The sequence below is a fragment of the Maribacter luteus genome (assembly GCF_009674825.1).
Classification (GTDB): Bacteria; Bacteroidota; Bacteroidia; order Flavobacteriales; family Flavobacteriaceae; genus Maribacter_A; species Maribacter_A luteus.
Genome location: NZ_WKJH01000001.1, coordinates 242617 through 265621 on the forward strand (window position 1 = coordinate 242617; position 23005 = coordinate 265621).

At 38.7% G+C, this 23005-nt stretch carries 22 protein-coding genes and 1 tRNA gene; 9 read left to right on the plus strand and 14 right to left on the minus strand.

Annotated elements, in window-relative coordinates; all coding sequences use genetic code 11:
• The first annotated feature begins 96 nt into the window (after nucleotides 1-96).
• Together GJ691_RS00940 and GJ691_RS00945 are read left to right on the plus strand one after the other, a co-directional pair.
• Entirely contained in the window at nucleotides 97-1419 is a 1323-nt protein-coding gene (locus GJ691_RS00940; RefSeq protein WP_154362844.1) for a hydroxymethylglutaryl-CoA reductase, degradative, read from the plus strand.
• Nucleotides 1416-2327: a GYDIA family GHMP kinase gene (locus tag GJ691_RS00945; protein WP_154362846.1), complete on the plus strand. Its 912-nt coding sequence runs from the start codon at nucleotides 1416-1418 to the stop codon at nucleotides 2325-2327. Before GJ691_RS00940 ends, GJ691_RS00945 begins: the two co-directional genes overlap by 4 nt.
• 52 nt (nucleotides 2328-2379) lie before the next feature.
• On the opposite strand, the gene GJ691_RS00950 is transcribed toward GJ691_RS00945, so the two are convergent.
• From GJ691_RS00950 to GJ691_RS00980, 7 genes are all read right to left on the minus strand, one after another.
• A complete protein-coding gene (locus GJ691_RS00950; RefSeq protein WP_154362848.1) occupies nucleotides 2380-4500 on the minus strand; it encodes a peptidylprolyl isomerase in 2121 nt (706 codons plus the stop codon).
• A gap of 92 nt (nucleotides 4501-4592) precedes the next feature.
• Nucleotides 4593-5882 (minus strand): hemolysin family protein, encoded by a 1290-nt coding sequence (locus GJ691_RS00955; RefSeq protein WP_154362849.1) that lies wholly within the window; start codon nucleotides 5880-5882, stop codon nucleotides 4593-4595.
• A gap of 5 nt (nucleotides 5883-5887) precedes the next feature.
• Entirely contained in the window at nucleotides 5888-6088 is a 201-nt protein-coding gene (locus GJ691_RS00960) for a hypothetical protein (protein WP_154362851.1), read from the minus strand.
• On the minus strand, nucleotides 6081-6689 hold the full coding sequence (gene lptC, locus GJ691_RS00965) for an LPS export ABC transporter periplasmic protein LptC (RefSeq protein ID WP_154362853.1): 609 nt from the start codon (nucleotides 6687-6689) through the stop codon (nucleotides 6081-6083). The genes GJ691_RS00960 and lptC overlap by 8 nt, the downstream gene beginning before the upstream one ends.
• Nucleotide 6690: 1 nt before the next feature.
• The gene (locus GJ691_RS00970) at nucleotides 6691-8061 is read right to left on the minus strand and encodes a tetratricopeptide repeat protein (RefSeq protein ID WP_179954986.1); all 1371 of its coding nucleotides are present in this window, start codon (nucleotides 8059-8061) and stop codon (nucleotides 6691-6693) included.
• A 35-nt stretch (nucleotides 8062-8096) separates the two neighbouring features.
• Entirely contained in the window at nucleotides 8097-9386 is a 1290-nt protein-coding gene (gene bamG, locus GJ691_RS00975; protein ID WP_154362855.1) for a BamG family beta-barrel-assembly machinery protein, read from the minus strand.
• Nucleotides 9387-10115: a type III pantothenate kinase gene (locus tag GJ691_RS00980; RefSeq protein ID WP_154362857.1), complete on the minus strand. Its 729-nt coding sequence runs from the start codon at nucleotides 10113-10115 to the stop codon at nucleotides 9387-9389.
• Between the two features lie 101 nt (nucleotides 10116-10216).
• Here GJ691_RS00980 and GJ691_RS00985 point away from each other — a divergent pair.
• A tRNA-Phe gene (locus GJ691_RS00985) sits at nucleotides 10217-10292 on the plus strand.
• Between the two features lie 260 nt (nucleotides 10293-10552).
• Here GJ691_RS00985 and GJ691_RS00990 read toward each other — a convergent pair.
• Complete coding sequence (locus tag GJ691_RS00990) at nucleotides 10553-12070, minus strand: glycoside hydrolase family 32 protein (protein WP_246200070.1); 1518 nt, start codon at nucleotides 12068-12070, stop codon at nucleotides 10553-10555.
• 192 nt (nucleotides 12071-12262) lie between these two features.
• Here GJ691_RS00990 and GJ691_RS00995 point away from each other — a divergent pair, with 192 nt between their 5' ends.
• From GJ691_RS00995 to GJ691_RS01020, 6 genes are all read left to right on the plus strand, one after another.
• Nucleotides 12263-12691: a rhodanese-like domain-containing protein gene (locus tag GJ691_RS00995; RefSeq protein ID WP_246200072.1), complete on the plus strand. Its 429-nt coding sequence runs from the start codon at nucleotides 12263-12265 to the stop codon at nucleotides 12689-12691.
• 14 nt (nucleotides 12692-12705) lie between these two features.
• Nucleotides 12706-13377: a TIGR04282 family arsenosugar biosynthesis glycosyltransferase gene (locus GJ691_RS01000; protein WP_154362863.1), complete on the plus strand. Its 672-nt coding sequence runs from the start codon at nucleotides 12706-12708 to the stop codon at nucleotides 13375-13377.
• Nucleotides 13374-14195: a purine-nucleoside phosphorylase gene (locus GJ691_RS01005; RefSeq protein WP_154362865.1), complete on the plus strand. Its 822-nt coding sequence runs from the start codon at nucleotides 13374-13376 to the stop codon at nucleotides 14193-14195. The genes GJ691_RS01000 and GJ691_RS01005 overlap by 4 nt, the downstream gene beginning before the upstream one ends.
• Nucleotides 14192-15157: an arsenosugar biosynthesis arsenite methyltransferase ArsM gene (gene arsM, locus GJ691_RS01010; protein ID WP_154362867.1), complete on the plus strand. Its 966-nt coding sequence runs from the start codon at nucleotides 14192-14194 to the stop codon at nucleotides 15155-15157. Before GJ691_RS01005 ends, arsM begins: the two co-directional genes overlap by 4 nt.
• Nucleotides 15158-15298: 141 nt before the next feature.
• A complete protein-coding gene (locus GJ691_RS01015; protein WP_246200074.1) occupies nucleotides 15299-15967 on the plus strand; it encodes a DUF547 domain-containing protein in 669 nt (222 codons plus the stop codon).
• A complete protein-coding gene (locus tag GJ691_RS01020) occupies nucleotides 15957-16658 on the plus strand; it encodes a TIGR04283 family arsenosugar biosynthesis glycosyltransferase (protein ID WP_154362871.1) in 702 nt (233 codons plus the stop codon). The genes GJ691_RS01015 and GJ691_RS01020 overlap by 11 nt, the downstream gene beginning before the upstream one ends.
• Here the strand turns inward: GJ691_RS01020 and GJ691_RS01025 are convergent.
• The 6 genes from GJ691_RS01025 to GJ691_RS01050 form a co-directional block, all read right to left on the minus strand.
• Nucleotides 16655-17719 carry an N-acetylmuramoyl-L-alanine amidase family protein gene (locus GJ691_RS01025; protein ID WP_154362873.1) on the minus strand — a complete coding sequence of 355 codons (1065 nt, stop codon included), beginning with the start codon at nucleotides 17717-17719 and terminating at the stop codon, nucleotides 16655-16657. The two genes, GJ691_RS01020 and GJ691_RS01025, sit on opposite strands and share 4 nt — an antisense overlap.
• Nucleotides 17709-18608, minus strand: a complete 900-nt coding sequence (locus tag GJ691_RS01030; RefSeq protein ID WP_154362874.1) for a hypothetical protein — start codon at nucleotides 18606-18608, stop codon at nucleotides 17709-17711. The genes GJ691_RS01025 and GJ691_RS01030 overlap by 11 nt, the downstream gene beginning before the upstream one ends.
• A 30-nt stretch (nucleotides 18609-18638) precedes the next feature.
• Nucleotides 18639-19901: a BamA/TamA family outer membrane protein gene (locus tag GJ691_RS01035; RefSeq protein WP_154362875.1), complete on the minus strand. Its 1263-nt coding sequence runs from the start codon at nucleotides 19899-19901 to the stop codon at nucleotides 18639-18641.
• Between the two features lie 82 nt (nucleotides 19902-19983).
• Nucleotides 19984-20985 carry a glycoside hydrolase family 113 gene (locus GJ691_RS01040; RefSeq protein WP_154362876.1) on the minus strand — a complete coding sequence of 334 codons (1002 nt, stop codon included), beginning with the start codon at nucleotides 20983-20985 and terminating at the stop codon, nucleotides 19984-19986.
• 46 nt (nucleotides 20986-21031) lie between these two features.
• Nucleotides 21032-21916 carry a hypothetical protein gene (locus GJ691_RS01045; protein ID WP_179954987.1) on the minus strand — a complete coding sequence of 295 codons (885 nt, stop codon included), beginning with the start codon at nucleotides 21914-21916 and terminating at the stop codon, nucleotides 21032-21034.
• A 23-nt stretch (nucleotides 21917-21939) separates the two neighbouring features.
• Nucleotides 21940-22656, minus strand: a complete 717-nt coding sequence (locus GJ691_RS01050) for a DUF547 domain-containing protein (protein WP_154362877.1) — start codon at nucleotides 22654-22656, stop codon at nucleotides 21940-21942.
• Nucleotides 22657-23005: the final 349 nt, after the last annotated feature.

Genomic DNA, 23005 nt, shown 5'->3' on the forward strand with positions numbered 1-23005 from the left:
AACTTTAAGACCAAAAACCAATGGGTTTCAAAGGGTTTTCCCCGCTAATGTATATCGAGGTAATGACTATCTTTACAGCCATAAACAAAATTGAACATGACCGATCCTATTTTGGGCTTCTCAAAATTGTCTAAACAAGAAAAAATAGACTGGGTTGCCGAACAATATACCCATGACCCCGCCCAAACCAAGAAATTATTGCTACAATATTGGAACGCGGACACCACGTTGCAAAAGTTGCACGATGAGTTCATTGAAAACACCATTTCCAATTATTATCTTCCACTGGGAATCGCACCGAATTTTCTTATCAATGATAAATTATACGCCATTCCCATGGCGATCGAAGAAAGTTCCGTGGTTGCCGCCGCTAGTAAAGCTGCCAAATTTTGGTTAAATCGTGGCGGATTCAAGACCAAGGTCCTGGCTACAGAAAAAATAGGTCAGGTACATTTCATGTATTCAGGTAATCCGGAACATTTAGAGGCTTTTTTTAAGAACGTAAAACCAAAACTAATAGAAGAAGCCAAGCCATTGACCGCAAATATGGAAAAAAGAGGTGGTGGCATTAGCAATATAGAACTCCGGAACAAGACCTCACAACTTAAGGATTATTATCAATTACACTGCACCTTTGAGACTTTGGATGCCATGGGCGCCAATTTCATTAACTCGTGCCTAGAACAGTTCGCCAAGACGTTTGAGGTAGAAGCCGGGAAATCCCCATACTTTGAGAAAGAGGAAGGCCAAATCGAAATCGTAATGAGTATACTGTCCAACTACGTTCCAAATTGCTTGGTCCGGGCAGAAGTATCATGTTCTATAAACGAACTTACATTGAGCGAGGCGGTAAGTCCGGAGGAATTTGCCGAGAAAATGATTCGGGCCGTTGCCATAGCCAATGTTGAACCACACCGGGCGGTTACCCACAACAAAGGTATAATGAACGGGATAGATGCCGTAGTTTTGGCCACAGGAAATGATTTTAGGGCCGTTGAAGCAGGCGTACACGCTTATGCAGCCAAAGAAGGAAACTACAGGAGCCTAACCCATGCATCATTGGAAGATGGTATTTTCAAGTTTTGGATTGAATTACCCTTGGCATTGGGAACTATCGGAGGTTTAACGAACCTTCACCCCTTGGTGAAATTGGCTATGGAAATACTTCATAAACCATCGGCCGAGGAGCTTATGCAGATTGTTGCCGTTGCTGGGCTCGCACAGAATTTCGCAGCGGTAAGTTCACTTGTTACGACAGGAATACAGGAAGGCCATATGAAAATGCACTTGTTGAATATCCTGAACCAATTAGGAGCGACAGAAATTGAAAAAAACAAGATTGTGGACTATTTTAAGAACCATACCGTTACCCATAGCTCCGTTGTTGCCGAATTCAACAAATTAAGGGGCACAAGATGAAACATTCTTTCTACAGTAATGGCAAGTTATTGCTATCCGCGGAGTACGCTGTTCTTGACGGTGCCAAAGCGCTTGCCTTACCTACAAAATACGGTCAGTTTTTAACCGTGGAGGAGTTTGCCGATTCAAAATATCTGTCATGGAAGAGTTTGGACAATGAAAAAAATATTTGGTTCCAAGCTGTTTTCGATTTGAAATCAATGACCACAATTTCTTCCTCCAACACTGAAATCTCGGATACCGCCCTTAAAATCCTCCAGTCCGCATTGTCTATAAACCCCAATTTTATAAATAATGACCAAGGATACAAACTAACAACACGCTTGACTTTTCCTAAAGATTGGGGCCTTGGATCATCTAGCACCTTGATAAACAACATTGCGCAATGGGCCGAAATTGATCCTTACCAATTATTGAAAGATACTTTTGGAGGAAGCGGTTATGACATTGCATGTGCACAGCACAATACTCCGATAACCTACAAATTGATTGAAGGCATTCCCACAGTAGAAGAAGTAACATTTAACCCAGCGTTTAAAGATCAACTTTACTTTATCTATCTCAATAAAAAACAAAACAGTAGGGAAGGTATTTCTAGTTATAGAAAACAAGAATTCGACACCAAAGAACTCATTCGTGTCATCGACGATTTAACGTCTAAAATGATTTCCTGTTCAAACATCAATACTTTTGAAATAGTATTGCAACTTCATGAATCGGCCATATCACAAACACTCGGTATACCGACGGTAAAAAGCGAACTTTTTCCGGATTACCCACAAGCCATCAAAAGTCTTGGGGCATGGGGAGGTGATTTTATCATGGTCGTAGGCAATTCAAAATCTATGGATTATTTTCGGAAAAAAGGATATGAAACCATCATCCCTTATTCTGAAATGATTTTATAAAAAAAGTCCCAACTAAAAGTTGGGACTTTTCATTTACCAAAGGTATGTTCTATTAATAAAATATACTTCTGTTATCTTCAACCTCCGCAGCTTCTTTCAACGCATTATAAACAGCTGAATTAACCCTAGCTGCATTGGACGTTTTTATTGAATTTGCGAATGTACTATAGTTCTCCAATTTAGGACCTTCTTGTTTATTGGTCACTGAAATAAGAAAAACGCCACTTTCACCTATAATGAAATCGGAACTGTCACCAACGTTCATTGCAAACGCGGTACCAACAACAGCAGGCTCACGTCCCGCACCCGGAATGGTAGGTGCTTTTACGGTCAATGCGGAAGCATTGGAAACGGACACGGAATTATCCTTGGCCACATCTTCCATTGACTTACCTTTATTGGCAGCAATTAATTGTTTGGCTTTTCTTTCTTTTCTTAAAATAGGCAATACGGTTGTAGAGGCATCTTCAACAGATTGCAACCCTTCCTCATATTTACCGGTCATTTGGGCAATAACATAGCCGTTGTTCACACTGAACCTTTTGACATTACCAACTTCGGTATCTTCTTTAAATGCCCATTGAACAATACTTCTTTGGGTACTAAGACCAGGTAAATTCTCATCCATAGCCTTTATTTTGTTCACAGGACGAACTTCATATTTATTTTCCTTGGCCAAATCAACAAATTCCTTTTCTCCGGAAATGGCATCCATTTCAAACTTGGTGGCATCTTGGAACAATGTGTTAATGGTAGCTTCGGATGGCTCAATTTCCCTTGCCAAAGTTGCAATTTTATATACATCCTGTTTGTCATCGATCTTAATGACATGGTACCCAAACTCGGTTTCTACAAGGCCAATGGTCCCTACTTTGTTCCCAAAGACGAAATCATTGAAATCGGCGACCATTGCACCTTCTTGGAAATATCCTAAATCACCTCCGTTAGGAGCTGAAGGTCCGTCAGAATTGTCACGGGCCAACTGCACGAATACCGTACCATCTTTCTTGGCTTCGGCCAAAAGTTCCTTGGCCTTTGCCTCTGCCTCTTCTTTAGTTCTTGTAACGTTCGCACCAGCTCTTTCCCCACCTTTCCAGGATATTAAAATATGACTGGCCTTAGCGGAACCATTCTCTTTTTTATCGACCATCTTAGATACCTTAAAATAGTTTCCATCCCTGTAAGGACCGAATATTTCTCCAATTTTCAAAGTAACCAAAGTATCTGCGAAACTAGTTGGCAAATCCTTCTTGGCCCTATAAATCGTATCATATTTTATATCTGACTTTCGATCCAGAAAATCTACCAAGTCCTTGGTATTTCTAAATCCGGCAATAGTGTCCATTCTATCGGTAGCTTCACGATACTCAACGGTATCATCCAACAACTTAATGGTTTCTTCCTTTACAGCGTTAACATCATCAACTGAAGCTTTCTCCTCGAAATAAACATATTGGATATCCCGGGCATTCTCTTGTTTGAACTCCTCTTTGTGATCGTTTATATAGGATTGTATTTCGCTTTTGGTAATACTTATGGTACTATCCGCGATAGAAGTATATGGCAACCTTACATATTTGATATCAACCTTATCATTCGCCAATTTATAATCCAACTCGCCTTCTTTCAACGTTGCCCCTACACCGGCCTTCACCAAATTGAAATAAGTTTGTTGTTTGGCATTTTGAATGATCGACTGTTCATCTTGTAACCATAGTTCATATTGAGAAGGGCTGTTCGCTCTTAAATCCGCAATAAAATCACGGAATTTACCTTCGTCGAAAATACCACTTTCATTCATGAATTGTGGATTTTGGCTGTATGCCGGAATCGTTTTGATGTAATTCATGATCTGATCCCTTTCAATATCGATACCAAGATCCTCGAACTGCTGTGCTAGAATCGCGTTCCTAACTTCTTGTTCGTAAACTTGGTTCACCACCATCATTGATGATGCCGAAGACCCAAACCTGTTCTTCGCTACCTCGACCTTTCTTCTAAAATCGTTAATCGAGATTTCATCCCCATTAACTTCAGCGACCGAAGAACCAGTCTTACCGCCTGAAAGATTATTCTTAGTAAACACTCCGGATATGACAAACGCAAAAAGCGCTAGACCTATGATCAATATCAATACGGTGGTTCTCTTTCTTATATTCTCTAAAATCGCCATTATATGGTATGTTTAAAATCAGTTTGCGAAATTACCATTTTCTTTTGAAATATTAAAAAGTAAAACGGGCTTAAAACTTGCTTACTAGACGTTTATTCATCATCTAAGACAACTAGCTTCAACAAATCTATTTTTGTGTTTGAAACTTCCAAAACGGTAAACTGGAATTTTCCGATTTTAATTTCGGCATCCTTTTCGGGTATTTCGCCCGTTACGTTGACAAGAAGACCTCCTAAAGTTTCATATTCATCGTTTTCAGGTAGTTCCAATTTGTAATTTTCGTTGATATAATCGACCTCTAACCGAGCGGAAAATTTATAACTTTTCTCATCTAGTTGCTCTTCGATCAAATCAGTGGAATCATGCTCATCCTCAATTTCGCCGAACAGCTCTTCTACGATATCCTCTACTGTCATTAAACCTGACGTTCCCCCATATTCATCCAAAACTACCGCGATGCTCTTTCGTTTTTTGGTCAGAACATTCAAGATATCATGAATAAGCATAGTCTCCGGAACAAACTCTACCGGTCTAAGAATACTTTTTATGGTCTTAGGCTTTTTAAACAATTCGTAAGAATGCACATAACCTATGATATTATCTATAGTATCCTTATAGATCAATATTTTCGAATATCCTGTTTCCGTAAACAATTTTGCCAGGTTTTTTGTAGTCTCATGAAGTTCCACGGCAGCAATCTCGGTCCTTGGCACCATAACCTCCCTTGCTTTAACCAGCGTAAACTCTAAAGCATTTTGAAAAATCTGGATTTCGGAATCTATCACGTCTTCCTCTTCTATACTACCCATTTGTTCATTAATATAATCCCCAAGCTCAACTTTACTAAACACAAGCTGGGTCTCATCACCATCAGTCTTGAAAAAAGTCTTTAAGATAATATCCGAAAGTTTGATCACGAACTCAGAAATGACAGAGAAAAGAAGATAGAAAATATATGCAGGCACTGCCAAGATCTTCAACAAGCTGTTGGCATATATCTGGAACAGGACTTTCGGCAAAAACTCAGCCGTGATCAATATGATCAATGTTGAAATAACGGTTTGTGTAAACAAACTGAAATCGGTTAGGATCAGGTGCAAAAATCGATTTTGGATCGGCAAAAGCCCTACGAACCAATTCATAAGCAATTCGCCCATGAACAAGCCATAGATGACCAAGGCAATATTATTCCCGATCAACATTGTTGCTATAAACTTGGAAGGCCTTTTTGTAAGGCGCGAAAGCACCTTTGCCAAAAAATCATCTTGCTTTTTTTCAATCTCAATATGAATTTTATTGGCTGAAATAAAAGCGATTTCCATGCCCGAAAAGAAGGCCGAAAACACCAAGGAAAGTATTATTATGACAATGGAGGTCTCCATTTCTACTATTGGTTATCCTTTTTTCGATTCTCGAATTTCTTTCGATAATTTCTCCTGAAAGCGAACATGGCAATGGAGACGATGGCAAAAAATATGAATATATAAGTGCCCTCCCTATTGGTATTCCAATCTGTAAAAATCCGGTAAAGTGAAAAAATAGCTACAACCAAGTACAAGTACTCTGTATATCTTAAAATCTTAATCATTGCTTGCTTCTTTTATGGTCATAAGACCATAGGTTCTATGTGCATTTAAAAAAGTAAAATCCTTATTGAAATCCATACCCTCGCCATCCATTACCGTACCTTCTTCAGGATTGGTGTATTTGAATTTATCTTGGGTAAAAGCCCATTCATTGGACTGATCATAATATAATCTCGGGGTTTCCAATTTTTTACCATCATGGGTCTCCAATACGACATTGCCCCTTAAATCTATTAATCCCGTTGACGAATATCGAATGCAATAATCCGCGGTAATCCTGTTTTTATAATTGTTCTCATCATAAATATCGACAACGATACCTTCTGGAAAGGTACGATAAGGGAATTCCAGATTTTCGTAATTTTCGGTAATAGGCCCTGATAATACAGATATGATCTTGGTAGTATCCTTATCCTCGTTTGCCATGACCTTATTGGCCTCGGAGTACATAAACGAAAAGTTTTCCGCAACTCCTTGGGGAAACACCAATGGCAAGGCCTCATCGCCGACCCTTTTATAGTTGTCCGCACAAGAAAAAAAAAGCATTGCCCCGGAAAATACCAGGGCAATGCTCTTAAGATTATATCCTAAAGGTTGTTTCATCTTATAAATTGGGAACCTTGACACTACCACCGACCCAGCAATTGAAAGTTACTGTTTTACCAGCCATACCAGAATTGAAGATATCGGTTTTGGAAGGTGCTTTAGCTGAATAACTTGCAGCTGATTGATTGGCCCTTCCACTTAAAGAAGGATCAACCCTTCCTGCTTTTCTAGCCATTTCGGCAGCTCTCCAGTAAACCGCTCTTTTTTCAAAAGGTGTACTACCACAATCGTTAGCACTTGTAGCATATAAATTAGCGATCAATAAATAAGCCCTACCATTAGAAGGATTGGCATCGATAGCCTTTTGAGCATAACTTCTTGCCGTTGATTTACTGCTTCTTCTAAATACAGTAGCTACTTTATAAGCAATGTTGGATTTTTTCCTTGCATCTGTTTCCAAATCCAAGGCCTTGTTGAAATCCGCTACCGCACCGTTACGGTCACCAGCTTTAAGTTTAAGGTTACCACCATAAACATACGCATCGGCAGAAGGATCAAGTGCCATTTGGGCTTCAAATAATTTTTTGAACATCGGGTCATCGGTACATTCTTTGTTGAACATTCTACCAACAGCTCTTTTCACCCAGTTAACATCATTTTTCTTTTCCTCGAAACTCTTTTGATACAAAGGAATCAAGTTACCACAATCGGCCAAATCCCCTAACTTGGAATCTATACTACCTTCAATCTTACCAAAAGACTCCGAGTTGGTAGTAGCCGCTTTCAATTGCTTTTTCTCCTTACTAGTTAAAGTGCCGGCTTCTTCTTTTGGAAGTAGTTTTGAGATCCTGTCGGTTAATTTAACATTCTCATCCTCTATTTTCTCGGTAACATCATCATAAACATCAAAAACTTCCTGAAGATCTTTGCTACCTGCTTTGTGCAAATCTACCAAGCTAGAGAAATAAAGATATAAGGCCTTAGGGTTTTTGAAATTAGGCTTATCCTCGTTAAAAGCCCTGCTCAACTCACTATAGATCTCCTCATCCGAAATCATTTTGTTATCATATTTCAATAAAACCTTGTCAATGATAACTTCTGCAAGTTTGGCTTTTTTAGGAAAGTATTTTCTACTATTATCGTATAAGGTCAATAACTCCTGAACATTGGCCTCCTTGTCCGCTCCAGAAGATTTTTTAACCCTGTCTTTCAAAATTCTTTCACCATAAGCGAAATTAGCCCAGTTGATATCCGGACAATTGTCATATACCATTTTCCAAGGTGTATATGCCGCCTCGTAATTTTTTACTTTAGCATGCTCAACGTAGATGGAAAGATTAGTCATGCACTCTTGGTTCTGTGCCTGCGCATTACTTACCCCCATGCTTCCTAAAAGCACTAAAGCCATGAAGTAAAGTTTCGTTTTCATATTATTAATTTTAGTGGTTAATGTACAAATTTTTCTTAATTAATTCTTCGCTTACGGAACCAAATATCATTCAATGAAAGTCCTAAATTAAATTTAAAGTAATTCTCTTCTATCAAATCACCGGCCTTTGTGCCTTTCCTACCTGCCTCGAATCCTAGGTTAAGATTGGAAAAACTTCCGCGCATTGGTAAACCAAAACCAAAAGTTATGCCAAAGTTGTTTATTTCATGATCCTTGATCAACATCCCTGTCTTTTCAAATCGCAGACCAGCCCTATAGGATATACGCTTTAAATAGCCTGAAAATGCAGAATGGTCAGGAATAAAAAATCCTCCAAAAGCGTAAGTACTGGCATCTTGATACTCTAAATTCTCGGCATCGATAAAATCATTTTTAAAAGAACCCATACCCTGGAAACTGTATTCAGCACCTACGAACCATTTCATGTCCTCGCCCACTCCCAATCCTAAAGTAGTGATCGTAGGTATCTTTAATTCAGTATGCCTAAGGTTGACCGCATCAAGATTAACATCGACCACCTCGATATTAGCTCCCGTACTATTCGAAAAAGAACCAATCTCCTTTTCGTTCTTCGAAGTGAGATTGGCTTGGGTGTTAACCCTTACCGAAGTATACAACCTATATTTATCCTTGATCATAGGGGTGTAGTTCATGGCATAATTAAAATCCATTCCATTAACTTTTGAACTTCTTTTATCCAAAGTACCCAACTGTAGGTTCTCAATGGTCTGAATTCGATTGTTCTCCAAGGTTCCGAAATTGAAACTCGCGGTTGCACCAATGCTCAAATTCTTCATGATTTCATAGCCGGTAGACAAATAAACCTTATTCAACCCTCCATCACCATAGTAGCGGTTCAACACCTCTGAACCATTACCATCTACACTTTCAGCGACCATATCATACCCTACAGAAGAGTAAGGCATTATACCAAACCCAATACCCCAACCCTTTTTCAAGGCCATTGCAACGGAAATATATTCTAGCTTGGTAACAGAATTGGTCTGTTTTTCAAAATTATTCTCAAAACTCAGATTTGTATGTGAAATTCCTGCAGTGTAGGTCGTATTCCCGAAATCTTCCCCGTACTGTACACCAAGACGACTATAGGCAGCGGGATTTTTCAAGTTAACATGGATACTATCGGCGAACATACCGATACCACCCATCATCTGATTTTCCACAGTTCCTTTGGATTGTAATTCACCGACGCCAAAATAAGAGTAAGGAGAAACAGAACCATTTTGAGCATATAGTCCGACAGACGCAATGCATATTATTGCAGTTACAATTTTTTTGATCATTTAGCGCTTGTTGTAGTCTAGCAAATTATTTAATCCTTTCAGCAGAAAATTGGAAAAGGCAAATATGGTATTTTTTAACCGTTTAGACAAAAATTGATTATCCCCACCTGTTAAAATAACTGTTAAATCTTTGAATTCCATTCGATATTGATCTATTACCCCATCCAATTCAGTACAAATTCCGTTAACAACGCCACTATGAATACTAGATTCCGTAGTATTCCCAATTAACCCTTTTGGATCTTTTGGGTTTAAAAGTGGCAATTTAGATGTTTGTTGATGAAGCGCATTATAGCGCATTTGAAGTCCTGGGGATATTGCGCCACCCAGATACTCCCCATTTTCCGTTATCAGATCATAGGTAATACAGGTTCCGGCATCAATAACCAAAACATTGCAGTGTGGTTTAAAATAAAATGCTCCAGCAGCCAGGGCAATACGATCAACCCCCAATGTTTCAGGGGTGGCGTATTTATTCTCAAAAGGTGTCTTTGTCCCATGCCCGAGCACATGTACCTTGGAAAAAACCGTCAAGGCCTTCAAGTCGGTCTTTTCCAAACTAACGACCGAAGACACCATGGTCCATTCTATTTGAGGATATTCATGATATATGACTTTTGCTTTTTTTACCAAATCGGCAAGCTCAACCCTAATATCATGAACAATGGCCCCGTTTTCAAAAACAGCCAGTTTTACAAAGGTATTTCCTGCATCTATGATCAGATTCATGTTGCAAAGATCTGCAAATGAAAAAAAACAATCACCTTTTTTTTGGTTTTTGTTTGTATATCCTAAAATTGAAATTATATTTGCACCCTCTTAAATGAGATGGTGCCTTAGCTCAGTTGGTAGAGCAATGGACTGAAAATCCATGTGTCCCTGGTTCGATTCCTGGAGGCACCACCACAAAAACCGCAACCTACCATAGGTTGCGGTTTTTTATTTTCAGTTGAAATGTGCTTATTTATACCCCTCATTGTAAAGCGATAAAATCGAAGGATATCAGCAATACCCCAGACTACTTGTCAGCACGAATTAATTAGCACCACCAGCATTATTCCAAATAGATTTTCAAGAAGATTATATAGGGCCCAACAATCACCCTATCCAAAAAATGCAACTCAAAAGTGGGTGCAATTTATGTGGAAAAGACCATCAACTTAGATTTAATTCCAGATTCGACTTACCTCATTTACTTGAAATCCATTGCATTGCAACACATTCTCTCCAGTATTCTTAATGATTAAACCAGTGTAATTCCCATTTGGGAAAATTTGGGATGTCATCACATACTGCCCTTCGTTGATGAATATTTCAATAGACGACCAATCGACCAAGATACGCACCTCATATTCCCCTTCGGGCAAAAAGGGTACAGGCATTTGCTGTACACCTTTTCCAAAATCTTCCTGAAAATCGACTTTTCCGGATTTAGATCTATCCAGAAAAAATGTTTTTTGTTTGCCCGACATGGCCAAAACCAATTCATCCTTGGCGCTATTTCCGAATACTAATTCAAAATCTTGGGCAGAAGTCTTAAATCTTATTTCTGATTGATTAAAATTATCAGAGGACAAAGATTCCATTTGACTTGGAGCAACCTCGATTTTTGCTGTCTCCTTTTTGTTAACGATATCATCAACACCTTCAATCGGATAATTGAATAGTTGATACTCCCCATTCAATTTTTTCAATTTTAATTTTCTAGGGGTGGTCATTGCGCTACGCCATTCTTCAGTTGGTGTATCCCTTGCATAGGTCCAATTACTCATCCACCCAATAAAAATCGGGTCGACTTCAGGATTGTTGTTGTAAGTAACCCCTGCGTAATTATCCGTACCAAAATCAATCCATTTCGTTTCGGTTTGATCGGTCGTAAAAACTTTCCCATCAAAATCACCTACAAAATACTGGGTACCACTACCCCCGTTCGGAGCACCGGGATTAATACTGATCAATAAAACCCATCGCTCTTCGTCTGTTCCATTTACTTTCATTGGTATAAGGTCAGGGCACTCCCAAACACCTCCGTGGGCACCTTTGTCCTTGCCGAACTCTCCCAACAACTCCCAATTTTTCAAATCTTTTGAACCATAGAATTTTGCATGGTCACCTGCAACCAATGTCATTATCCATTTTCCGGTTTCCTCGTGCCACATGACCTTAGGGTCTCGAAAATCCTTAATCCCTTCATTCCCAATAACAGGGTTACCCTTGTACTTTTCCCAAGTATCCCCATTATCTAAACTATAGGCTATCCCTTGGGTCTGAAAATCGGTTCTACCTGCTTTTTCACCTTCCATTAAATGATAAGTGAATATTGCGACAAGCGGAGGGTTCTCGACTGTTCCGAATCCTGAACTATTCTGTTTGTCTACAACAGCACTCCCAGAAAATATCAACCCATGTTCATCGGGGTAGAGCGCTATGGGTTTATGTTTCCAATGCACCAAATCCGTACTCGTTGCATGCCCCCAATGCATAGGCCCCCATACTATATCTTCTGGATAATACTGATAGAACAAATGGTAAACACCTTTATGATAAACCATACCATTGGGGTCGTTCATCCATTTTTTTTCAGGGGAAAAATGAAACTGTGGCCGGTAAGGTTCCATATAATAGTCCGACACAGTACTCGTTACCATGTCAAATTCTTTCTTTTCTTTGTCCTTACAGGACATGATTAGGACTAGTAATGTGATTAATACTGAATATTCCCGTATATAATTCATAGAATTTAATATAAGTAATGCTTTAAGTTAGTAAAATCATACAATATCCTATCTTTACATTTAGTTTTTTTGAAAATGAAAACCTTTTCCACTTTTTTAATTTGTCTTTTTTGTACTGCCACATTGGTAGCACAAAAAAAAATGGACAGAACATTAAAAGTTCTCAATAACGAATCTATTCCCTACATACATATTTCCGAAGCCATTGCAAAAGACAGTCTGGTATTTTTGGACAGTCGAGAAATCGAAGAATTCAATGTAAGTCATTTAGAGCAGGCCATCTGGGTAGGTTATGACCAATTTGACCCCAAACGCATGCAAGAAAAAGTACCTAGTCTAGACACACCTATTGTTGTTTACTGTTCTATCGGCGTTCGTTCAGAGGATATTGGGGAAAAGCTAAAAGCTCTTGGATATACAAATATTCAAAACTTATATGGTGGCATTTTTAAATGGAAAAATTCCGGCTACCCGGTTTATGATATTGAAGGTCGTGAAACTGAAAAAGTACACGCCTATAATAAACTATGGGGCAGATTATTGACCAAGGGTGAAAAAATCTACGAGTAAGAAAGTACATATACATGGGTATAATTCAACCGAATACATATAAAAAAGACTCCAAGGCCATCCACTTTCAGTTGGTTAATTCAAAAGAGCTGTTACTCATTTTTACCAGAAACCCGGTTCTGGGAAAATGCAAAACACGCTTAGCTGCCAAGGTAGGCGACCGAATCGCTCTGGATATCTACAACGACCTGCTCAACCATACCGCGACCATTACAAAAGATCTTAACGTACACAAACATGTGTTTTATTCAGAAGACATTTGGGAAAATGATATTTGGGACAACCTTACTTTTGATAAACATTTGCAAAAAGGAAAGGACTTAGGCGATCGAATGGCCAATGCATTCCTTGACGGATTCGAAAGCGGTTTTGAAAAAATAATCATTATTGGAAGTGATATGTACGATTTGGATAGTACCGACTTGGTAAATGCCTTCAATTCACTAAATGACTATGACTATGTTATAGGGCCTGCAATGGACGGAGGATATTACCTCTTTGGAATGAAGTCCTTCAACGGAGAAGTTTTCAAGAATAAGGCTTGGGGCAAGAACACCGTGTATGAAGATACCATGAACAACCTGAAGAATGAAAAAGTATTTCTTTTGGAAACTAAAAACGATATTGACCATTACGAGGATGTTTTACCAATAAAAGCTTTTCAAAAATATTTGAAGAACATATGAGATTATCAGAACAACAATTACAAGATTCAACGGAGTATTTAAAAAGTAAGGGATTCGAAAATCCTGAAATCGGCATTGTTCTAGGAACAGGTTTGGGCCAATTGGTCGATGCCATTGAAGACCCCATTACAGCCCATTACAGCCAAATACCGTTTTTCCCTTTGGCCACTGTGGAGTTTCATTCCGGGAAACTCATTTATGGCACCATAGAAGGTAAAAAGGTAGTAGTTATGGAGGGGCGTTTCCATTTGTACGAAGGCTATGATTTTGTCGATGTTACCTATCCAATCCGAATCATGCATAGACTAGGTATTAGCAAATTGTTCGTTTCAAATGCAGCCGGAGCCGTTAACCTAGACTTTAAAAAAGGAGACATCATGTTGATCGAGGATCACATTAACCTACAAGGCGGTTCCCCTTTGGCATTTAGCAATGTTGCCGAATTCGGTGACCGATTCGTAGATTTGAGCGAACCTTACGACCCGGGAATGCGAAATAAATTGATCACGATTGCCGAACGTGAAAAAATCAGCCTAAAAAAAGGTGTTTATGCGGCTGTCATTGGCCCCCAACTGGAAACCAAGGCCGAATACCGTATGTTGAAAACCATTGGCTCAGACGCCGTGGGCATGAGCACCGTACCCGAAGTAATCGTTGCCAACCATTTAAGATTACCTATTGTCGCAGTATCGGTTCTAACGGATGAATGCGACCCGGACCACCTTGAACCTGTCGATATTCAAGAAATCATTAGAATCGCAAATGAGACAGAACCCAAGATGATCAAATTATTCACTGAATTAATAAAAGAACTATGAGTTATTTAGAAGCCACGAACGATTTATATAAAGATGCCGCTTTAACCCCGGATGTTGGTCTGTGTTGTACCACGAATCCTATATGGCAATTCCCGGGATTATCAATTCCGAAAATCATGCAAGAAATGAATTATGGGTGCGGTAGTACCGTATCCGCACAGGATTTGGTAAACAACCCCAAGATTCTCTACGTAGGAGTTGGTGGTGGCATGGAGTTATTGCAATTTTCTTATTTCTCACGTCAAAAAGGTGGAGTTACCGGAATAGATGTCGTGGATGAAATGCTCGAAGCTTCCAAAAAGAACTTTAAAATCGCAGAAGAAGAAAATGATTGGTTCAAAAGTGAGTTCGTTAATCTAATCAAAGGAGATGCCTTGAACTTACCCATTGAGGATGAAAGTGTTGATATTGCCGCCCAAAATTGTCTTTTCAATATTTTCAAGGCCGAAGACCTTAAGAAGGCCATCGCTGAAATGTACCGTGTTCTTAAACCCCACGGCCGTTTGGTCATGAGCGACCCAATATGTGAGCAACCTATGAACGACGAGTTACGAAACGACGACAGGCTGCGTGCCCTCTGTTTAAGTGGCAGTATTCCCATGAAAGACTATATTAAAGCCTTGACAGATGCCGGTTTCGGAACCATAGAGATCAGGGCCCGAAAATCGTACCGGGTATTATCCCCTAACCATTATCCTACCGATGAACTGATCTTTATAGAATCTATAGAAATTGCCGCCATAAAAGATCCGATGCCAGAAGACGGACCTTGTATTTTTACAGGTAAAACCGCCATTTACTATGGGGATGAAGAGTATTTCGATGACAATGCCGGACACGTCCTATTACAAAACCAACCATTGGCCATCTGTGATAAAACCGCAGCAGCTTTGGCAAAAACAGGGGCCCCCATACATATTAGCGAAAGCACATGGCATTATAACGGTGGTGGCTGTTGCTGATTTTTGTAAGGTTTAAAGGCTTTCATGAACTAAAGAAGTGTATTTTCACAAGCATAGACCATGACCAAACTGAAACATTTCTTCTTAATTGTGTTGCCTTTTTTCTTATTGCTGAATTGTTTTGGCCAAAAACCATCACACATGGGCTCATCAATAAATGCAGTAGCAATTGACCATCAAGTATGGGACAACTTATTGAGAAAGTATGTTGATGGACAAGGGAATGTAGACTATAAAGGTTTTGCTTCCGATGGGGAGCAACTAAATACTTACCTTGAGTATCTGGCGAAAAACCCTATTGCCAAATCAGCACCAAAAGAAGAGCAATTGGCTTATTACATAAACCTATATAATGCAGGTACGGTTCAATTGATTTTGGAGCATTACCCCTTAAAGAGCATAAAGGATATTTTTAGACCATGGGGCAAAGATCGTATAAAAATAGGTGATGAAAGTTTTTCACTTGGTGAGATAGAACACGATATACTTCGAAAAATGAATGAACCGCGAATTCATTTTGCGATTAATTGCGCTTCTTTTTCTTGCCCAAAACTTTTGAACAAAGCCTTTTCGGCATCTACAATGGAAGAACAACTAAATAGGGCCGCCTTTGATTTTATCAATGATTCCAGCAAAAATAAAATTTCATCGAATACAGTTGCGATTTCAAAAATATTCAAATGGTATAAAGATGACTTTACAGAGGAAAATAATTTAACCGAATACCTGAACCGGTATTCCGATATCAAGATCCAAAAAGGCTCTGAAATAGTTTATCTAACTTATGATTGGAGCTTGAATGAAAGATAATACGACCATAAGTATTATTATTCCCGTTCTTAATGAGGAAAGCCAAATTGCAGACCTGATCAGCTATTTAATTGAAAACAGCTCTTCTTCCCAAATAGCAGAAATACTTGTAATCGATGGTGGCAGCGTTGATAATACCGTGGATAGTGCAAAAAATGCGGGAGCCGTTATTTTACAGACACAAAAAGGAAGGGCCAAACAAATGAACCAAGGGGCAAAAATGGCGAAGGGTGATATTCTCTATTTTTTGCACGCAGATACCCTGCCCCCAAAGAACTTTGATAGTTATATCATCTCCGCAATTTCCGAGAACCATGAATCCGGTTGTTTTCAAATGCGTTTCGACAGCAACCATTGGCTACTTCGTTTCTTTGCATGGTTTACCAAGTACAATCATAAAATATGCAGAGGTGGCGACCAATCTTTATTCATCACCAAAAATCTATTTGCCAGAATCAAAGGATTCAATGAAGATTATATTGTTTTCGAGGACAATGAATTTATCGGGCGTATCTATGAAAAAACAGGATTTAAGATAATTCCACATCATGTTCAAACCTCTGCAAGGAAATATCGGCAACACGGGGTCATAAAACTCCAATATCATTTCGGGGTCATTCACCTTAAAAACTTTTTGGGTGCGGGTCCCGATCAGTTGTACGACTATTATAAAAAGAAAATTGCCCTTTAACGAATAGGTCCAATCTCCCCACTTTCAAAGTCCTTGATAACACCCTCAGATATCCATTTGGCCAAAGCTTGACGGTTATCGGGCTCCAATATTCTTTTTTGATCTTTTTTGTTACGTATGTTCCCTATCTCGATAAATGTCATTGCCGGATGGGTTTTTTTCACAAGGTAAAGCGAAGTCCTGTCTTGGAAAGTACCTGTATATGTTCGATTAGGCTGATATTTTTTATATTTCAGTTTGAATGTCTCATGAATACTCTCTGCCAGTTTTTTTCCATTTTTACTCTTGGCATGATGGTAAAAGAAAACATCTATATTCTGCCCTTTACTTCGACTGTCCACATGGGTTACGATAAGCCGCTGAAATTGGCCGCTATGTTTTTTATGAAGCTCATTGACGATATCGACACGTTGCCTTAACCGGGCTGTTTGGTTCAACGGAATCACCTTATCGGGAAAGGCAACCTCATCCCTATCCATTTCCAAAATTCGCTCATCACGTATACCATCGTCCTTATCTTGGATAATGACATATACAGTGGCGCTCTGGGCCATAAGTTCACGTGCCAACCTAAGGGTTAGGTCATAAGCATATTCATCTTCGGAGATATAGGTCTCCCCATATTTGGTCATAGCCCCGGGGTCGGGACCCCCATGTCCAGATATAAGATAATAAACAGCTCCTTTAAGTCGGGTATTCTTGATGACCACATCTGAATACGCCTCACCGAACAACGGATATGAAACACTATTTACCAGTATCGGCGCTTCCTCTTTAACCTTTTCTATACTCGATATTGAGTCCGGTGTAGGCAAAAAGTAGGTTCTGCCTTCGTAAAGATGGATGCTATCACGAAGGTTTTCGGAATTTAAGGCAATGAAATCATCGAATGTTTCATAGGGATCAACCCCTTGCTTTCGCAATAGGGAATATACCCCGTCACCTTTTTCCGCTTTTACTGAAATATAAGCATCTTGCCCTATGGCCGAAACCACCAGAAACAATGACACAACAACTAAAAAACCTTTAATCTTCACTTTCACCTTTTTACTAATTGTCATTAAACTCGGTATTGGTATAATCCGATAAAATTCCGTTGGTAATTAGGTTGGTTATGTTCTTTTTGTCTGCGGCAACTTTTATGGTCTTGTGCTCCCCATCTGATTTTGAATCCATATCAATGAATGTAATAGGAGGCAAAATATTCTTGGCAAAGGCAATATTCTTGAAATCTGTGAATACTTTGGAATAATCGTCCAAAGATTCATGGTTAATTTCATTTTTGCCCAAGACCTTTAATATATTATCCGCAAATCTTTTACTTTCGACCCTTTCAGCATAATGATATACGGTTACCTCAGCCTTCGTTTTAGCAATCGCATCACTATTATCTATAATCATTAACCTCTGATAATCCCCGTTATGCTTCAAATATTTCTTGTTCACTACGCTAACATAATCGATTAAATCAAGTGAATCCTTTACATTGCTTTCCAATAGATAAACCCTTGCCCCACTTTGGAGCAAATTTCTTGCCATACCTAAAGACACTCCTTCTTTTGGTGTTTTATTATGTTCAATCAAATAATATACCGTATTTATAAGCGAGCTATCCTTTCGTCTAAGAGTAGCAAGTTCCCCTTCAAAAATAGGTCGTTCCCTATCATCACTAACCGAAATGGAAACCCCTCTATTCTTAAAAGAATCCGGTGCATCCGGAATACGATATGTCTCCCCTAGGACCAAACGACTTCCATTTTTTAGTTTATCCTCATTCAGCTCAAGGAATTGTGCGTAATATTTTGAAACATCTATACCCTCTTTTCTAAGCATCACGATAATTCCGTCTCCCTCTTTGGCAACTACGGTTTCCAATGTTTGTTGTGCAATCGCACATTTGAAAGAGATCAATACCAATACTACTACCGAAAATTGTTTTATAATGCTCACGTGCTAAAGGGTTGGTTTATACAAAGTAAGTTAAAAATACTGTCCAATTCCAAATACAATCCCCCGAGAAGGGTTTTTTGTTATACCATGGCCATAATCTATCCTGAAAATAGCATTGAAAATCCGTTTATGAATAAATCGCAATCCGACTCCGGGATATATCCTTATATTCCCTTCATCCCAAAAATCACTGAAATCCCCTCCGGGATTTCGCCAAGAGCCACCATCGATAAAAAGGTTACTTTGTAAAACGAACCAATCTTTATCTACCAAAGTATGCCTATATTCCGTATTGAGGACTATGGCAGCCGTTCCACGATCTATTGTATTGCCTACCCCTCTGATATTTAAATTATTATCTACAGAAAAAGGTGCGAAAGGAGTTTCCATATTGCTAGCCAACCCTGCGCGCAACCTATTGGCCCAATTGCCTTTTTTACCCACTCGCTTATAAAAAACGAAATCATTGAAACCAATAAAAAAATCAGGAAGGTTCTCATCGGTACTCCCCACATATTGAAAGTTAAGGGTACTTCTGAACCCGTTCAGATATTGATAATGATATTCAATATCCTCATGGCTATAAATAAATTTGAACAAGTGTTTATCTACGTTCAATGACTGGGGTATATCTGGTTGTGTGGCACCAGAAAGGTACTTATAATCCTCCGTAAAAAGGCTAAAACCCAATTCTATCCTATTCTTGAAATCAAGCTCATAGAGCCCCATTATCTGAAAACCATTGTTCCTGTATTTATAATCCGCACTCGTATCATTGAAAAAAACAGGTTCTTGAGTGGTAAAGTCATTATAACTCAATGAAAGACCCAATCTATTTGAAAAAAGATACGGGGCCCTTAAATTGAGTCCATAGGAATGGAAAACATCGAATTGATAAAACCCTCCCAAGGTGATATTCTTACCAAAGGTATTGAACTCTTGCAGTCCGACCCTAAAGGCAAAATCGTCGTTCGATGAGCTGAACAAGTTGGCAAAAGGTATTAAAGTAAAATTTTCTTCGATAGTGAAAACAACATCATAATCGCCTGTGACCAACTTAAAAGTTTGAAAATAGGCATGAGAAACAGGCGGAAGTCTTTTAAGACGAATCACATCTTCATTCAATTGAACGGAATCCAAAACCGATCCGATCTTTGTTCGTACCAATTTTTCTACGAAGGTTGTCTTTATCCTTTTGGCCCCATTAAAACCAACACTGGTGATAATTGGTTCTTGGGCAAACCCAAATGTAAAACTTAGTACTAATAAAAAGGTCAAATACGTCTTAACCATATCAGAATCGAGAGAATTATTAACTTTATAAACAAGGCGTTCAGTTTTTAAAAAAATCCCACTACATTACAATGATGGCATATCAGTACATTTTATAAAAGTCACTGATTACCAATTGGGCCGGTTTATTCTGGGGTGTAAACCTATTATCATTTTCACCCCCTGCCCTATCATGATGAATAAACCATTTCCATACATAACCTCCTGCAAACCAATTCTCTCCCCAAAATTCCTCAAAAATCGCCTTTTTGGCATTTACTTGCCCTTCTAAATTCACGTTTTCGTCATTCCGATCGACCAACCAAGGTTTCTTTGCGGTATAATCCATACTCCTATAACCATATTCCGTGAAAATTACAGGTCTGTTTTTTTCAAGGGAAAAAGCACTCATTTTTTCCTTATGCTTTTTCCAACCCGCTCTCAACTGTTCTACGGAAGGGGTCCTTTCTTCAGAAAGTGGAAAATAGGCATCTATTCCTATGAAATCGATATCTTCCCAAAATGTAGTTTTGGTATATTCGTCCCAATTCGCAGCATAGGTCAATTTACCGGTATAAACACTCCTGATTTCCTGAATGAGATTTTTCCAGAAAACCGGTCTGTTTTTAACAAATCGCTCCAGCTCTGTACCAATGCATAAAAGCTCCGTATTGGTTTCTTCGGCCAATCGGGCATAGGCCATTAGAAATTTCTCGTAAGATTCCTCTAAGGCTTTCCAATCTTTTTCCGATTGCATTTCCAAAGAACCTGTAAACACGCCACGCCAAATCCATATTTGTGGTTTCAACATTACCCGAACACCATTCTTATGAAGCATTTCTATATATTGTTTGGCTCCGCTTTTGGTTTCACCGAACCATTGCCTTTCCGTATCAAAAACAATGTTCGGGGAATTTATTTCCCGGATAAACCCAAATGGCATAACGGCAGCATGGTTGGCATGTATTTTTAAAATTTCCTTTACTTGCTGCTGGCCTACCTTCTCTCTGGAAGCGACAAAACTTACGCCATTGATTTTTTCAAATTTCTGGCTGGCACAAGAAATCTGTAATAAGCACAACAGCAATATGACCAAAATCCTCATTAACTAGCTATTAATGATTCTAAAATACACTATTTAAAATTATCAGCTAGAAAATAGCCCGTAGACCAATATTAAAAGTCTCACCCAATCCCGTATTACTGCCTCTTAAAAAATTAGTGTAAAGCATTTCCACGTTCAAGGCTTTCGTTAGTTGATATTTGGCCCCTCCGCCCATTGCGGTGTAATCCTGATCGAAATTATTACCAAGATCCAATCGTTGGGAGTGCTGCATTAATGCCAATACCGTAAACTTGGAGCTGGGAAAATAACTTAAGAACAATCCAGGAGCCAGAATAAGACTGTTATTCGCAAAGCTTTCGCCTGATTTGCCAAAATGGAGTTCAGAATTCAACTCGGTAAACAACTGCCATTTTTCACTCGGAAAGGTATAATCATAGAAAAAACGATTTTGCCATGTATACCCTTTTTGATCTAAAAAAACACCATTTTCCGTTTCATTATCTACCAAAGGGATGAAAAACGAACTTTGAACTGAAAAACTACTTTCTGAGGCAAATGGTACGAATTTCACCGATGGCGCAAATGAAGTAATCCCGGAACGGGCCGTACCCTCTTGCCCATCAAACTTAAAAACATCCAGTGCTTTTCGGTCATTTATCACATTGCTCCTCATTTCTATAATAGCACCGATATTCCACCTTTTACCCTCACCCACACCCGTATATACTTCAATGGTAGAAGTAAAGAATGTAGATCTCGGGATTCTTCCATCTTCAAAGGTGCTTCTGGTTTCCGTATACAAATTGTTGAACCATTTTAAATCCCACTTCCCTTTGCCTACTAATTTAGAGGGCGTGTATTGTTGAATATTACTTTTTTCAGGCTGATCCTGGCTCCCTTCTTGTGAAAATGCGCTTAGGGAGATAAACAGGATCATCACCAAACCTATAAATGTTTTTATTTTCTGCATCTAATTTGATTAAAGTTGATTTATCATTTTTCGTTCAAAGCCCAGTTATATTCATAAAAGGAAACTTTTGCCTTTTCCGGTAATTTTTTAAATCGATACTGATTAATGTATTCGACCAAACCCTTTCCGTCTTGGGTAAAATCATTTTTATACCATTCGAAAATCTGGGATATTCCGACCTTATTCTTCTTTACTTGAATGAATAAAGGGTCGTTTAAGGCCAATTTGGTTTGCTCTTCCAATTGAACCTCCAAAGAAGCCGGTGCATAGGCCCTATTTATAATTGGCGGACAACCCAAACCAGCACATACCAAAACAAAATGGAACCGCGGTTCTTCGGGAAAAACAGCCCGCAACATTTCATGTTCTATATCATTAAGGGTTAATTCCCTACCTCCAATTTTATGCTTTTTTTTATCGAAAAAACCGGCCTTATCCAAAGGAGACTCAATAGGATAATTATCTACGACACTTTTGATGACCAAAAGATTGTAACCGTTTATCCAAAAAGCTTGATACTCTTTAGGGTTCTCCTTAGAAACAGTAATTTTCTCCGCCATACCCAAAACCTTATTCATTGAAGAAGGATCCTTTACTATAGCCCTGTAATCTACCTTACCACCGTCAACATACGTTTTAAGAAACGTGTCAGTTGCGGAAAAGAATCCAATCGTTTCTTGGGCATTTCCCGAACACACGAACAATAGACAAAAAAATAAGGCTTTATGGTTTTTAAACATCTTCTTTTATTTACTGATATAGAAGGTTAGTCGACTCCTTTCTATCATCTTACATTTAAATTTCAACATCAAATTACTCTAAAATATATCACAGAAGTATAACAGAAAGATAAAAGGTTTCTCATCCGCTTTCCCATCATCGCCGGCAAATTCAATGTTATAATAATTGACCCTATAAGGTTCACAAGAAGATATTACCTATTTTTTTAGCACGGAACAATATACATAAACAATTAAAAAACAATTGTTTATAACATTAAAAAAGACTATCATCTCTATAAATCTTAACCTTGGAAGATAAGTTCCTATATTTAGTTACGACTTAAATTTCGACAACCAACAAAAAACA

Excerpts from the sequence above, each read along its gene's own strand:
- GJ691_RS00940 (WP_154362844.1), top strand. The coding sequence starts at position 97 with ATGACCGATCCTATTTTGGGCTTCTCAAAATTGTCTAAACAAGAAAAA.
- GJ691_RS01000 (WP_154362863.1), top strand. The coding sequence starts at position 12,706 with ATGGGTATAATTCAACCGAATACATATAAAAAAGACTCCAAGGCCATC.
- GJ691_RS00995 (WP_246200072.1), top strand. The coding sequence starts at position 12,263 with ATGGACAGAACATTAAAAGTTCTCAATAACGAATCTATTCCCTACATA.
- GJ691_RS00980 (WP_154362857.1), bottom strand. The coding sequence starts at position 10,115 with ATGAATCTGATCATAGATGCAGGAAATACCTTTGTAAAACTGGCTGTT.
- GJ691_RS01025 (WP_154362873.1), bottom strand. The coding sequence starts at position 17,719 with ATGACAATTAGTAAAAAGGTGAAAGTGAAGATTAAAGGTTTTTTAGTT.
- GJ691_RS01050 (WP_154362877.1), bottom strand. The coding sequence starts at position 22,656 with ATGTTTAAAAACCATAAAGCCTTATTTTTTTGTCTATTGTTCGTGTGT.
- GJ691_RS01005 (WP_154362865.1), top strand. The coding sequence starts at position 13,374 with ATGAGATTATCAGAACAACAATTACAAGATTCAACGGAGTATTTAAAA.
- GJ691_RS00970 (WP_179954986.1), bottom strand. The coding sequence starts at position 8,061 with ATGAAAACGAAACTTTACTTCATGGCTTTAGTGCTTTTAGGAAGCATG.
- GJ691_RS00950 (WP_154362848.1), bottom strand. The coding sequence starts at position 4,500 with ATGGCGATTTTAGAGAATATAAGAAAGAGAACCACCGTATTGATATTG.
- GJ691_RS01020 (WP_154362871.1), top strand. The coding sequence starts at position 15,957 with ATGAAAGATAATACGACCATAAGTATTATTATTCCCGTTCTTAATGAG.
- GJ691_RS01040 (WP_154362876.1), bottom strand. The coding sequence starts at position 20,985 with ATGAGGATTTTGGTCATATTGCTGTTGTGCTTATTACAGATTTCTTGT.
- lptC (WP_154362853.1), bottom strand. The coding sequence starts at position 6,689 with ATGAAACAACCTTTAGGATATAATCTTAAGAGCATTGCCCTGGTATTT.
- GJ691_RS01045 (WP_179954987.1), bottom strand. The coding sequence starts at position 21,916 with ATGCAGAAAATAAAAACATTTATAGGTTTGGTGATGATCCTGTTTATC.
- GJ691_RS00945 (WP_154362846.1), top strand. The coding sequence starts at position 1,416 with ATGAAACATTCTTTCTACAGTAATGGCAAGTTATTGCTATCCGCGGAG.
- arsM (WP_154362867.1), top strand. The coding sequence starts at position 14,192 with ATGAGTTATTTAGAAGCCACGAACGATTTATATAAAGATGCCGCTTTA.
- GJ691_RS00960 (WP_154362851.1), bottom strand. The coding sequence starts at position 6,088 with ATGATTAAGATTTTAAGATATACAGAGTACTTGTACTTGGTTGTAGCT.
- GJ691_RS01015 (WP_246200074.1), top strand. The coding sequence starts at position 15,299 with ATGGGCTCATCAATAAATGCAGTAGCAATTGACCATCAAGTATGGGAC.
- GJ691_RS00990 (WP_246200070.1), bottom strand. The coding sequence starts at position 12,070 with ATGTCCTGTAAGGACAAAGAAAAGAAAGAATTTGACATGGTAACGAGT.
- GJ691_RS01035 (WP_154362875.1), bottom strand. The coding sequence starts at position 19,901 with ATGGTTAAGACGTATTTGACCTTTTTATTAGTACTAAGTTTTACATTT.
- GJ691_RS00955 (WP_154362849.1), bottom strand. The coding sequence starts at position 5,882 with ATGGAGACCTCCATTGTCATAATAATACTTTCCTTGGTGTTTTCGGCC.
- bamG (WP_154362855.1), bottom strand. The coding sequence starts at position 9,386 with ATGATCAAAAAAATTGTAACTGCAATAATATGCATTGCGTCTGTCGGA.